Genomic DNA, 12,832 nt, shown 5'->3' on the forward strand with positions numbered 1-12,832 from the left:
TGAGTGTTTTTTATTATATATAAAAAGCGGTATTTCTGTATTAGAAATACCGCTTTTTACTAGCTAATTTGTGCAACTGTTAATGCTGCAGCACGAATGTCTACAGTTCCAATTAACTGAACTGGCACAATTTGAATTAAGTCACCAGGATTTAAGTTAATAAGAATAACACCGCTGGATACGTCTACTTCACCAGTACCAATAACGTTAGAACGAACTGCTGTACCTGATCCAGGAATAATATTAGCTGGTGTATTTAATGATAAGAAGAAACGACCAGCTTCTGGTGCAACAGGTGAGTTATCAAGACTAATTGTTAATGTATAACTGATTTGATAAATACCAGCTCGTAGAATTCGAATGCCATCTCCGACACTTACTGTATCATTTATTACAGGAACAGTAATATTTGGGTTTGGACTTACGCTAGGTAATAATAGTGGTGTAAATAGTGAAGCAAACTGAGGTGCAGACGCGTTGAAAGCAAAACCAAAGGCAGGTAGTGTACTAGCTGGCTTCGCCTCGCAATCGATTTTAGTAAATTCGCAATCAGAAGAGAACATGTTTTTCACTCCTTTATCTGTTTCTACTTTCAGTTAATGAAAAGGACAGGTTCTATGTTCTAGACAAGTTCCCAATTTTAAGAAATTTACATAAGAATACTCGTTAAGCATGGATTGGGTGGCAGAATTATCTGCCACCCAATCCATGCTTAACTCATTATTTAGTTTTAAATAGAAACATCGCGTAAGCATTGAATAGCGCAGAAGCAACTTAAATCAACAGTAATGCAAGTGGAGGTTGATATTAGTCTTGCATTTGGTACAGCTAAAAACGTACAGATTGGGTCGTCACCAGGTGGTACAGCGGTACCATCACCTAAAACTACAGTTAATACACGCAATACAGCACAGTCATCATCATCTATACTTTCTACGCGGAAAATGGGAGAACGGCAGCTAGTAAGGCTTGAAGATGGTGCAAATGCTTCAAAAGGTTCTCCAGTTTTTGTGTATAAAATAAAAGGACGTGTATTCGCTACTGATGCATTGTTATGTGCACCTAAAAATGGAACTTCGCAACCAGATCCACATGTTGTCGTTGCACATTCTTGTAGTTCATGTATAAAACGAACAACATTCGATACACAGTTGAAATCACACTCATGTTGATGATCTTCATTACAATTGCAGCTCATTATGTTCACTCCTTCTCGTGAGTTCTGACATACACTATTACAATATGAGTGGAATATGGCTGATATTACGTTAATTCTCACGATAAAAACAAGGAATTTATATAGGAGGGATGTACATAACGTGATATAAAAAAAGACATCCTTATTTAGTGGATGTCTTTTCAGGTAAATCTTTTCGCACAGTATATAAAAAACGAGATATATCTAATTTCTTTCCTCTGAAAAATTGCGGAGAAGAAATATAAAGTTCTTCTTTCGCACGTGTAATGGCGACATACAGTAATCGGCGTTCTTCTTCTAACGCTTCAGAAGTTTCCGTAACACGATCATTTGCATCTTTTAAAGAAGAAGTATGAGGCAGGATTCCATCACTTGCTCCAAGTAAAAAGACACATGGAAATTCAAGGCCTTTTGCGTTATGGATTGACATAAGTGAAACGGCATCTTTTTGCGGCATTGTTTTTAATGCTTCCATTTCTTTTTGACCTTGAATCGCCTCGTCGATAAATTGTAAATAAGCTGGAATATCGGTGAAACGAGTTGCAGACTCCATTAATTCTTCCAACATTTCTTCTTGTATGTCTTTATGCATCGTAAAGGAAGAACGATCGTTACTTTGTAAGTACTCTAAATATTTTCCTTTACCATGAATGATTTCTTTTAATGCTTTTTTCGGTTCTAATTCTTTAATAAACTTAATAAAATCGATGCGCTCATTTACCTTTTTCACTTGAAAAGGTTTTAAGCTTGGATTTAATAGTAAGAAATGAAGAAGAGAAGGGAAGCGTCCCTCACCATATTTCCATTGTTCACGTTCAATAAATGAAATACAATCATCACGTCCGATATACATCGTCGGCAATATGTTTGAAAGTGATTCTAGTCGAAACGGCTCAATCACGAGTCTTAAATGATCTAATACAGGCTTGATTAAAGAATGTTCATAAAATGATTGGCTCGCCCCGTGTTTAATAAACGGGATTTTATGAATGGTAAGCTGATCAAGTAACGAACGACTTACAGAATGTGTACGATACAGTAAACAAAAATCTTTAAAGTTACGTTCACCACTCTCTACTTTTTCTTGAATAAGCTGCAAAATTTGATTTGCTTCGTCAAGAGTCGTAGCAGGTCTTGCATAAAAAGGTTGTACACCTTCCTCACGAACAGAGTATAGCTCTTTATCAAAACGTTCTTGATTTAATTTTATAACTTCATTTCCAAGCCCGACGATAAAGGGATTGGATCGATAATTCGTATTTAGTGCAATGATTGTTGTGTTATCAAATTCTTTTGGAAAAGATAAAATAATTTGGTGACTTGCCCCTCGCCAACCATAAATTGCTTGATCATCATCACCTGCGATGAACAAATTATTTCTTGGCGTGGCTAACAATTTTACAATTTCATATTGTGCATAGGATGTATCTTGAAACTCATCGACTTCAATGTAGTGAAACCGTTGTTGTAATTGAGTTAGTAAAGGAGCATTATTTTCTAACATATAATATGTTTCCAATAAGATGTCATCGAAATCAATATAATTGTATCGTTGTTTTACCTCTTCAAAACGTTCGTATACTTCTTTAAATTCTTGTTCGACTGGTGTTTTCGCTTTTACATCTTTCGGACGATTTAATTTGTTTTTCTCAAGTGAAATCATCGCGAGCATCGTTTCCGCATCATAATCGTCTTTTAAACGCAATTCTTTTAAGATTTTCTTTATCATAATTTGTTTATGTTTTTCATTTGCTAAAATTTGCTGATTATACCCTTGGCTACGAAGCAATTTTAAGAAAACAGAGTGGAATGTACCAGCAACTACGTAGCTACTTGCTGCATGATTCATGCCTGGTAACTTCGCAACACGACTTCGTATTTCTTCAGCTGCTTTTTGTGTAAATGTAAGTAATAAAATATTTCGTGGATGAACTTGTTTTACATTTACTAAATAACCAACGCGAGTTGTTAAAACAGATGTTTTCCCGCTTCCAGCACCAGCTAGTGTAAGAACAGGACCTTCTGTTGTGCGCACGGCTTCTAATTGTTTTTCGTTTAAAAAAACATTTTGTTGTTCAAGAGCGCGGAAATAAGCCGCATCTACATCTTCTTCCATAATTAAATGGGTAGATGTTTTCGGAATATGATATGTCGCACGCGGAATATCAGCGTGTGTTAACGATTTTTGTGAAAATTTTTCTTGTGTCATATGTTCACCTTCAAAACTATAGCATCAACATTTAACTTTAGCGGAAGAAAAAGAAAATAGCAATGTAAAAAAACAGGAGGGGTTACCTCCTGTTTTCAAATTACAATTTTTTTATCATTACGACGTGCGGGATATTTGCTTCCATAAATACATCAGAACTTGTTACATATCCAAGTTTTTTATAGAAATCTTCAGCATGTGTTTGAGCGTGAAGTTTCAATTTTGGTAGCGAATTTTCTTTTGCATACGCTTCAAGAGAATCCATAACAATTTTTCCAATCCCTTTTTTGCGATGGGAATTTAGCACGCAAATGCGTTCCATTTTTCCTATACCATCAAGGATGCGAAAACGTCCAGCACCAACTGGAACATCGTTGTCATATATAACAACGTGTGTTGAAGTTTCTTCAAACTCATCGTACTCTTCTTCAGCAGAGACACGTTGTTCATTTACAAACACTTGTTTACGTACAGAGAATGCATCTCTTAGTTGTTCGTCCGTTTGTACAATCTGTGCGTGCAAATTAGTTGTTCCCCTTTCCAAGACGGAATGTTTCGTGTACAGTCCATGTTCCATTTTCTAATTGATATAGAAGATGGAAACGATCAATTGGTTGTTCGTAATAGAAATCTTTCATACGTAATCGGCCCAACACATCAGCATGCTCTGCATCTGATAAGCCTTGTCCGATTGTTAGATGAGGTACGAAAGCATATTCGCGTTCTTGCGTGAATAACCCGCTATGCATTTCTTCATTTAAGAAAGTAAGTTCAGGTGTTTTTTCTACTTTAAAGTAAAGGACGTTATTAACAGGTGCGAAAGAACCAACTTTCCCAACATGAAGGGTGAAAGGGTTCGTTTTACTTGCGATTGTATGTAACTCGTTTACAATCGACTCTAATTGTTCATCTTGCGCCTCAAAGGGTGTTTTCAATGTAATATGTGGCGGAACTAATGCGTAGTGCGGGTCATAACGTTTACGCAATCCGTTCGCTTTATCTTGAATCATTTTAGATGGAAAAATTACAATGCCTAATTTCATGTTCCAATTCCTCCCTTTGTAAGTCTAGTTAGATTTTGAGATAAATAAATCTCTTTATCTATTATATCAAATTATTCTGAATACTGCTCTCTATTATTTCATTGATAGAATATGAGAGAAGGCTTTCGGTAAATCGGTCTGCCAATATTTCCAAGTATGATTGCCTTCAAATTCCTCGTAATGCGTGATGAAGTTTCTATCTGTAAGAAGCGTATTTAACTCACGGTTCGGCCCTACGAAATCAGATACTTGTCCATCAGTACGCTTTACAGCCGTTTCTTCTGTACCGATGACGTGATACAGTTCTAACGCCTGTGGATCTTTGAATTCTTTTGCTAAGTTCATCACTGTCTCATCCACAAATGGTGATTGCATAACGACTTTACCGAATGTATGCGGATACATAAGTGCAGTCATAAAGGAAACTGTTCCGCCAAGAGAATCACCAATTAAAACACGACCTTTTCCCATTTGATACGTTGGATAATTTTCATCAATATATGGTGCAAGTTCATGAGCAAGGAAACGAATATATGCAGCATTTTTCACTTCATTTGGGAAATATTTTTCTTTACGATCATGTACATTTTTATATGGAATACCGACAATAATTGTACGGTCAATTTCTTCGGTTTCACGAAGGCGCTCAATTACACGGTGCGCTTTACCGAGCTGAAAATAATCTCTACCATCTTGTGCAATTACAACTGTATGTTTGTGCAGTGGTGTGTAATTTACTGGTAAATAAACGAGAAGTGTAACATCATCTTGAAGTGATGCGCTATAAAATGAAATTTCTTCAATTCTCCCTATTGTTTGACTCATGTAGATCCCCCTAAATAAAAATTTACTGTAACGATTGTAAGAGCGACGCTTGTAGTGAAAAGGAAAGAAATATTCACTAATTGGTGCCTTAATTTCTATTTTACCATAATGGTACGAAGAATCTAAAAAATTAGTATTTAAGTTACGAAAGAAAACGGATATAATGAAGTGGGATTTTTGACAGGTGAGAGGGGAGACAGGATTTGAAACAAGAAAAATCAATCGCACTACCATTGGCTATTTCTATAATTGCCATTTCCTTTGCAGCAGTTTTTGTAAAGATGTCCTCAGCACCATCTTCAATATTAAGTATGTACCGCTTATGGATTATCGTACTTATTATGCTGCCTATCGTATGGAAAAAAAGAGAGGAATTTAATAGGATTCAAATGAAAGATTGGGGCTTTTTAATTGGATCTGGTTTCTTTTTAGCACTTCATTTTCTTTTATGGTTTGAATCTTTAAAGCATACAACAGTTGCTAGTTCAACAATTATTTTGGCGCTTCAACCAATCGTATCTTTAGTTGGAGGTTTTTTTCTATTTAAAGAAAGAACAACATATTCAGCCATTGCAACGATGGGAATCGCTATTTTGGGAGTAATGTGCATTGGTTGGGGAGATTTAGGTTTAAGTAAGCAAGCAATTTATGGTGACATATTATCCTTTCTAAGTGTAATAGCAGTTGTCGGTTATTTATTTATCGGGCAAACGACAGTGAAGAAAGTATCGCACTGGATTTATAGCTTTACAGTCTTTGCGTTCGCAGGTCTTTTTATGGGGATTTATAATGTCATATTACAAGTTCCCTTTACAGGTTATACGAGGTGGGATTGGACTGTTTTTCTTTTACTTGCAATTGTGCCAACAGTGTCACATGTAATTAATAACTGGCTATTAAATTATGTAAATGCAACGACAATTTCAATGAGTATTTTAGGAGAACCTGTTGGAGCATCTATACTTGCGTTCTTCTTACTTGGAGAAAAATTAAATGCAATGCAAATTATCGGTAGCATGCTCGTATTGTTTGGTGTATCTGTTTTCTTACTGCAGCAACAAAAGCGAACAGCAAAAAATGTCGTAAACGAGCCGGTGTATACACAGGAATTATAGTGTTAGGGGAGAAAAGAGAAGTTGTGATACTTCTCTTTTTGTTTTATAGAAATACGGGTGTAGAAGGGGGAGGAAAATGGAATTTCCATCAAAAAAAGATGTATGGTTACATCCAATTTTTTTTTATTGTTGTAGGCGCCTGTTTTGCTCCTATATTTGCAGGGAGAGAATATTTTCTTTTGCTTTTTACAATTCCATTAGCAATGTTGTTTAGTTGGAGTTGATTTTTGGCAAAATATATTGCCGGGAAAGAAACAATTACGATTAGATCGGGTCTCGTTACAAAACGTATATTTATACGAGATATAAAACAAATTTCAAATACGAAAAATCCAATAGCAGCTCATGCATTATCATTTGACCGACTTGAAATTGTTTACGATACACATAAAACAGAAATTATTTCTCCAAGAAATAAAGAACAATTTATTAACCTTGTAAAAAGTAAAAACTCAAATATTGAAATCAAGTAAAAGAGTGGCTATGAAGCCACTCTTTTACTTTGGATTTGTCATATAAGGTTGTACATGAATGACACATAGGTCACGAAATTTGCCTTCAGCAGTTGTGACAATTACGACTGCTTTACCTGCACTTTTTCCAGTAATCGTTACGGTGTCACCTTTTGGATATATGGTGATGATATCAGAATTCATGTTTGACCAAATAAGTTCTTTATTCGTTGCTTGTATTGGCAAAATGGAAGCTGATAACACAATGTTTTGTCCTGTTTTTATTTTTAATTTATGTTTTTCCATATGAACACCGATGACTGAAATAACAGAAGGAGCAATTGAAATTTTAGGCGGGTTAGGTTGCATGTTTAAACAAGACGCAGAAGTATTTGTGATAGGTGAAAATTTTCGTGTTTGTTGTTGCTGGAAAGCTGCTAACATGTTGGAGTCCCCTTTCTGTATAAGTGCTGATACTCATACTATAAAGGAGTAGTGTTATGTTAAATTTAACGAAACATAAAGAATTTGTTAAATTTGATAAGAAGATTGTCGAACTGTAAAAAATCTCTGCTGTTACGATAACAGCAGAGATTTTTTTATAAATTATGACGATGTTGTTTTTCGAAATCCTCAAATTGCTCTTCAACTTCTTTTGAAGGTTGTGTTAGTAAACTAACAATTACGATGGCTAGTAAACTAATAGCGAAACCTGGAATCATTTCATATAAGAAATCTTTTAAGAATTTGAATTGAGTCCATATAATAACAGTAGCGGCACCAGAAATCATACCGGCAAGTGCGCCCCACTTCGTCATACGTTTCCAATATAAGCTTAATAAAATAGCAGGTCCAAATGAAGAACCGAACCCAGCCCAAGCGTATCCAACAAGAGCTAAAATTGTATCATTTTGTTTAAACGCTAAAGCGCATCCAACTAATGCAATAACAAGTACAGCCATACGACCAACAAATACAAGCTCTTTATCAGAGGCAGAGCGTTTAAAGAATGTACGATATAAGTCTTCCGTTACTGCACTTGAAGTAACAAGTAACTGAGATGAGATTGTACTCATAATCGCTGCTAAAATAGCGGCTAATAAGAATCCAGTAATAAGTGGATGGAATAAAATTTTTCCTAGTTCAAGGAAAATTGTTTCTGGGTTAGATAATGTTAACTCTTGTTGTGAATAGTAAGCAATACCGATAAGACCAGTAAACATAGCTCCGACAACAGAGAAAATCATCCAGCTCATACCAATTCTTCGTGCGCTTTTCAATTCTTTTACGGACGAAATCGCCATAAAGCGTACGATAATATGAGGTTGTCCGACATAACCAAGGCCCCATGCAAATAGAGAAATCATTCCTAAAGTAGAGGCACCTTTAAAAATATCTAGACGTGTTGGATCTACAGATCGAATTGTATCAAATGCAGGTCCAAGTCCGTTCGAATTCATAATTGTTACGATAGGAACAAGAATAAGAGCAACTACCATAATGATTCCTTGCACGAAGTCTGTCCAACTTACTGCTAAGAAACCACCAAATAATGTGTAAGCTACAACAACGCCTGCTACAATGAATAATCCAACATGATAGTTCATGCCAAATGAATTTTCAAATAATACAGCGCCTGAAACTAATCCTGAAGCTACATAGAAAGTAAAGAAAATCATAATAACAAGTCCAGATACTAAACGTAGCATATGAGATTTGTCGTGGAAACGGTGTTCCAAAAATTCTGGGATAGTAATAGAGTTATTTGCAATTTCTGAGTAGGTACGTAAGCGAGGAGCGACATAAAGCCAGTTTGCGTATGCGCCTAGTGTTAGGCCGATCGCAATCCAACTACTACTTAATCCAACGCTAAACATTGCACCGGGTAATCCCATTAAAAGCCAACCACTCATATCGGATGCTCCAGCACTTAATGCTGTTACTGCGGGGCCTAGTGTACGCCCGCCAAGCATATAATCTGTTAAGTTGGACGTTCGTTTGTAGGCGAAATAGCCAATTACTAACATCCCGAGCATGTAGATAGAGATCGAAGTTAAAGTTAACATCTGCGTACTCATGTAGTTCCCCTTCCTTTTGTTGTCATGTCTTTTGATGCGTTATGCATATTTATAATCTATCATGATTATTCTGAAAAATCCATATAGAAATATGAATTTTCAGAAATGTAAGAGTTTTTTGATGTCAGTTTACTTTTTTAATATATAATATTCATACAAAAAACCTTATTTTTAATAGAGTATTTATTATATTTACATAAAAAGAGGTTGTTTTGTCAATATAATATTGAAAGGAAAGAAAAATAAAATTTTTAAAAAAGTATTGACTTGTGAAAAAAGTCAGGTCTATAATGAGTGCAACTTAAAAAAATGCAAGCGTTGATGAAGAAGAGTACACATGATGAACATGTCAGAGAGCTGATGGTTGGTGCGAATCAGTATGGAATTGATGTGGAATGGGCTTCGGAGCTTCCAAACCGAAACGAAAGAAGTAGGCTTTGGCGACATGATCTCATCGATACAAGAGACACGTATTGTTTTTGATACGGTAAAGTGCGTTACATTTGTAACGAATTAAGGTGGCACCACGGGAGTACCCGTCCTTTCTATAGGATGAGTACTCCCTTTTTGTGTATAAAAAATTAAATAAATGAAATCGTTTAAGTAAGAAGAGTACGTATGTTGGAGACGTTACAGAGAGCCGGGAATAGGTGGGAGCCCGGTACGGTGCCATATACGGAATGGGCTTACGAGAGGTATGCTGAACAATTATATTCAGTAGGCAACCCGGGTTCCGCCGTTACAAGGATAAGGTATAAATTTTGTACCTGAACAAAGCGGGATGCTTTTGCATCCAACACGAGGTGGTACCGCGGTATATTTATCGTCCTCTACATATTTTCGATATGTAGAGGACTTTTTTATTTTTCAGAGCGAGGTGAAGGACATGATGACGAAAGAAGAATTTATAAAACAAAAAAGAGAGAGAAAGACATTTTTAGTAATCGATGAAGAAGAAGGAGATAGCATTACGCCAATTTCTTTATATAGACGTATGAAAGGGAAGAAGAAATTCTTATTAGAAAGTTCACAGCTTCATCAAGATAAAGGGCGTTATTCTTACTTAGGATGTAATCCTTATGGAGAAGTGAAAAGCGTGGGTACGGAAGTGGAACGAACGATTTTCGGCCGGGCAGAAAAGTTACAAGGTAACGTACTACAAGTGTTAGAAGAAGTAATTGCACCATCACAAGTAGACAGTCCATTTCCATTTTGCGGAGGAGCAGTTGGTTATATTGGATATGATGTCATTCGGCAGTATGAAAACATTGGAGCGGATTTACACGACCCATTAAATATTCCGGAAGTACACCTCTTACTATATCGTGAGTTTATCGTTTACGATCATTTACGCCAAAAGTTGTCGTTTGTATATGTATGCAGGGAAGATGATTCAGCAGATTATGAGGAAGTATACGAAAGGCTACGAGTATACAAAGAGGAAGTGCTACAAGGAGAAGAAACTGAAGTAAATGCAATACAATCCACATTATCATTCACTTCTTCTATAACGGAAAAAGAGTTTTGTAGGATGGTAGAAATGGCGAAAGAACATATAAGAGCCGGAGACATATTCCAAGTCGTACTGTCACAGCGTTTACAAAGTGAATGTATTGGTGATCCATTCGCGTTATACCGAAAACTTCGAATTGCAAATCCATCACCATATATGTTCTATATCGATTTTCAAGATTATGTTGTACTCGGTTCTTCGCCGGAAAGTTTGCTATCAGTAAGGGAGGATAAAGTAATGACGAATCCAATTGCTGGTACAAGACCGAGAGGGAAAACGAAGAGGGAAGATGAGGAAATCGCAAAAGAACTGTTAGACAATGAGAAAGAGCGAGCAGAGCATATGATGCTTGTAGATCTTGGGCGAAACGATATTGGTAGAGTGAGCGAAATCGGCTCGGTTACGATAGATAAATATATGAAAGTAGAAAAATACTCTCACGTTATGCACATTGTATCTGAAGTTTACGGAACATTGCGAAAACAAATTAGCGGATTTGATGCATTAGCGTATTGCCTACCAGCAGGAACGGTTTCTGGGGCTCCGAAAATTAGAGCGATGGAAATTATAAATGAGCTAGAGAATGAAAAAAGAAATGTATACGCGGGTGCAGTTGGATACGTTAGTTTTTCAGGAAATCTTGATATGGCGCTCGCTATTCGAACGATGGTCGTAAAGGATGAAAAAGCATATGTTCAGGCAGGAGCGGGAATTGTTTATGATTCAGACCCAGTAGCTGAATATGAAGAAACGTTAAATAAAGCGAGAGCGCTTTTGGAGGTAATGAAATGATTGTACTTATCGATAATTACGATTCGTTCACATATAACTTGTACCAACTGTTAGGCGAACATGAAGAAGAAATTGTAGTTGTAAGAAATGATGAAATAACGATAGAACAGTTAGAAGAGATGAATCCAAGAGGAATTGTACTTTCACCAGGACCAGGAAAACCAGAGGGTGCTGGCATTTGTATCGACGTCATCCGTCATTTTTATAAGAACGTTCCCATATTAGGGATTTGTCTTGGCCACCAAGCGATCATAGCTGCATTTGGAGGAGACATTGTTAGAGCAGAACGTATTAGACACGGAAAAACATCGCGTGTGAAACATAACGGAACGTCAATCTTTTCATATGTGATGCAGCCGCTAACAGCAATGCGCTATCATTCTCTTGTTGCAGAGCAAACAAGCTTGCCAGAGTGTTTTGACATACTAGCGACAGCGATGGACGATGGAGAAATTATGGCAGTTCGTCACAATTATTATCCGCTCTTCGGATTACAGTTTCATCCGGAATCAATCGCAACAGAAGAAGGCGGAAAGTTAATACTTGCCTTTTTAACAGAAGTAAAAGGGGAGGAAAGAGTATGAATAACTATCTTCGTAAATTAGTGGAGGGTCAACATTTAACAGAAGAGGAAATGTATAAAGCAGGACTACTTTTATTAAGTGAAAACATATTAGAAAGTGAAATTGCAGCTTTCTTAGTCTTACTGAAAGCGAAAGGTGAAACGGCAGAAGAAATATACGGTCTCGTTCGAGCTCTTCGCGAAAAGGCATTGCCGTTTTCGAACCATATACAAGGAGCAATGGACAATTGCGGGACGGGTGGTGACGGTGCTCAAACGTTTAATATTAGCACAACATCAGCATTCGTACTGGCAGGAGCAGGTGTAAAGGTTGCAAAACATGGTAATCGTGCTGTTTCTAGTAAAACAGGAAGTGCAGACTTATTAGAAGAACTGGGTGTAAATATTAGTAGTACGCCAAACGAAATTGATTATTTACTAGAGCATGTGGGCATTGCATTTTTATTTGCACCAGCGATGCATCCAGCACTAAGGCGCATTATGAAAATAAGAAAAGAGTTAAACGTGCCGACGATCTTTAATTTAATTGGTCCTTTAACAAATCCGGTAAATTTAGAAACACAATTTGTCGGTATTTATAAACGAGATATGTTATTACCAGTTGCGCAAGTATTACAAAAGTTAGGCCGGAAACAAGCGCTTGTCGTAAATGGAAGTGGTTTTTTAGATGAAGCATCATTACAAGGGGAAAATCACGTAGTCCTTTTAAAAGATAATGAAATAGTGGAAATGAGTATTGATCCAGAAAAGTATGGTTTTTCAAGAGTGAAAAATGAAGAAATTAGAGGGGGGAATTCAAAAGAAAATGCAAAGATTACGCTTGAAGTATTGAGAGGAGAAAAGAGTGTTTATCGCGATACAGTTTTATTAAATGCAGGTCTAGCTCTTTTCGCAAATGGAAAAACGGAAACGATTGAAGAAGGAATTAAACTCGCGGCACATAGCATTGACTCTGGAAAAGCATTAGCCAAATTAAACTTATTAATTGTAGCAAGCAACGAAAAATTAGAAAGGGTGAACTAAA

At 36.6% G+C, this 12,832-nt stretch carries 12 protein-coding genes, 1 pseudogene and 2 other annotated features; of the genes and pseudogenes, 5 read left to right on the top strand and 8 right to left on the bottom strand.

Annotation, left to right across the window (positions count from 1 at the left end; all coding sequences use genetic code 11):
* Positions 1-59: 59 nt before the first annotated feature.
* The 6 genes from exsF to C3Y97_RS06215 form a co-directional block, all read right to left on the bottom strand.
* Positions 60-563, bottom strand: a complete 504-nt coding sequence (exsF, locus tag C3Y97_RS06190; protein ID WP_000492939.1) for an exosporium protein ExsF — start codon at positions 561-563, stop codon at positions 60-62.
* Between the two features lie 167 nt (positions 564-730).
* A complete protein-coding gene (gene cotY / locus C3Y97_RS06195; RefSeq protein ID WP_001277719.1) occupies positions 731-1,198 on the bottom strand; it encodes a spore coat protein CotY in 468 nt (155 codons plus the stop codon).
* Between the two features lie 142 nt (positions 1,199-1,340).
* Entirely contained in the window at positions 1,341-3,407 is a 2,067-nt protein-coding gene (locus C3Y97_RS06200) for an ATP-dependent helicase (protein ID WP_000191204.1), read from the bottom strand.
* Positions 3,408-3,507: 100 nt separating this feature from the next.
* A complete protein-coding gene (locus C3Y97_RS06205; protein WP_000543296.1) occupies positions 3,508-3,930 on the bottom strand; it encodes a GNAT family N-acetyltransferase in 423 nt (140 codons plus the stop codon).
* Between the two features lies 1 nt (position 3,931).
* Positions 3,932-4,450, bottom strand: a complete 519-nt coding sequence (locus tag C3Y97_RS06210) for a YjcG family protein (protein ID WP_000765863.1) — start codon at positions 4,448-4,450, stop codon at positions 3,932-3,934.
* 93 nt (positions 4,451-4,543) lie between these two features.
* Entirely contained in the window at positions 4,544-5,275 is a 732-nt protein-coding gene (locus tag C3Y97_RS06215; protein ID WP_000084007.1) for an alpha/beta hydrolase, read from the bottom strand.
* 203 nt (positions 5,276-5,478) lie between these two features.
* On the opposite strand from C3Y97_RS06215, the gene C3Y97_RS06220 reads away from it, so the two are divergent.
* Both C3Y97_RS06220 and C3Y97_RS06225 read left to right on the top strand, forming a co-directional pair.
* Entirely contained in the window at positions 5,479-6,390 is a 912-nt protein-coding gene (locus tag C3Y97_RS06220) for a DMT family transporter (protein WP_000806943.1), read from the top strand.
* A 76-nt stretch (positions 6,391-6,466) separates the two neighbouring features.
* A pseudogene (locus C3Y97_RS06225) lies at positions 6,467-6,863 on the top strand (PH domain-containing protein).
* A gap of 24 nt (positions 6,864-6,887) precedes the next feature.
* Here C3Y97_RS06225 and C3Y97_RS06230 read toward each other — a convergent pair.
* Together C3Y97_RS06230 and putP are read right to left on the bottom strand one after the other, a co-directional pair.
* On the bottom strand, positions 6,888-7,286 hold the full coding sequence (locus C3Y97_RS06230) for an Ig-like domain-containing protein (RefSeq protein ID WP_000878734.1): 399 nt from the start codon (positions 7,284-7,286) through the stop codon (positions 6,888-6,890).
* A gap of 155 nt (positions 7,287-7,441) precedes the next feature.
* Positions 7,442-8,920 (bottom strand): sodium/proline symporter PutP, encoded by a 1,479-nt coding sequence (gene putP / locus C3Y97_RS06235; protein ID WP_000107210.1) that lies wholly within the window; start codon positions 8,918-8,920, stop codon positions 7,442-7,444.
* 309 nt (positions 8,921-9,229) lie between these two features.
* Positions 9,230-9,467: a binding site (T-box leader), on the top strand.
* Between the two features lie 42 nt (positions 9,468-9,509).
* Positions 9,510-9,754 (top strand) — a binding site (T-box leader).
* Between the two features lie 52 nt (positions 9,755-9,806).
* Between putP and trpE the strand changes: the two genes are divergently transcribed.
* From trpE to trpD, 3 genes are read left to right on the top strand one after another with little or no spacing between them, the layout of a single operon-like run.
* The gene (trpE, locus tag C3Y97_RS06245; RefSeq protein WP_136363200.1) at positions 9,807-11,225 is read left to right on the top strand and encodes an anthranilate synthase component I; all 1,419 of its coding nucleotides are present in this window, start codon (positions 9,807-9,809) and stop codon (positions 11,223-11,225) included.
* Positions 11,222-11,809, top strand: a complete 588-nt coding sequence (locus C3Y97_RS06250; RefSeq protein WP_060852302.1) for an aminodeoxychorismate/anthranilate synthase component II — start codon at positions 11,222-11,224, stop codon at positions 11,807-11,809. Before trpE ends, C3Y97_RS06250 begins: the two co-directional genes overlap by 4 nt.
* Positions 11,806-12,831, top strand: a complete 1,026-nt coding sequence (gene trpD / locus C3Y97_RS06255; protein ID WP_060852301.1) for an anthranilate phosphoribosyltransferase — start codon at positions 11,806-11,808, stop codon at positions 12,829-12,831. Before C3Y97_RS06250 ends, trpD begins: the two co-directional genes overlap by 4 nt.
* Position 12,832: the final 1 nt, after the last annotated feature.

Origin of the sequence: Bacillus sp. DU-106 (genome assembly GCF_004799705.1) — a bacterium.
Lineage (GTDB): Bacteria > Bacillota > Bacilli > Bacillales > Bacillaceae_G > Bacillus_A > Bacillus_A cereus.

Coding starts and splice junctions, on each gene's coding strand:
- C3Y97_RS06200 (WP_000191204.1), bottom strand. CDS start 3,407: ATGACACAAGAAAAATTTTCACAAAAATCGTTAACACACGCTGATATT.
- putP (WP_000107210.1), bottom strand. CDS start 8,920: ATGAGTACGCAGATGTTAACTTTAACTTCGATCTCTATCTACATGCTC.
- trpD (WP_060852301.1), top strand. CDS start 11,806: ATGAATAACTATCTTCGTAAATTAGTGGAGGGTCAACATTTAACAGAA.
- cotY (WP_001277719.1), bottom strand. CDS start 1,198: ATGAGCTGCAATTGTAATGAAGATCATCAACATGAGTGTGATTTCAAC.
- trpE (WP_136363200.1), top strand. CDS start 9,807: ATGATGACGAAAGAAGAATTTATAAAACAAAAAAGAGAGAGAAAGACA.
- exsF (WP_000492939.1), bottom strand. CDS start 563: ATGTTCTCTTCTGATTGCGAATTTACTAAAATCGATTGCGAGGCGAAG.
- C3Y97_RS06210 (WP_000765863.1), bottom strand. CDS start 4,450: ATGAAATTAGGCATTGTAATTTTTCCATCTAAAATGATTCAAGATAAA.
- C3Y97_RS06230 (WP_000878734.1), bottom strand. CDS start 7,286: ATGTTAGCAGCTTTCCAGCAACAACAAACACGAAAATTTTCACCTATC.
- C3Y97_RS06215 (WP_000084007.1), bottom strand. CDS start 5,275: ATGAGTCAAACAATAGGGAGAATTGAAGAAATTTCATTTTATAGCGCA.
- C3Y97_RS06250 (WP_060852302.1), top strand. CDS start 11,222: ATGATTGTACTTATCGATAATTACGATTCGTTCACATATAACTTGTAC.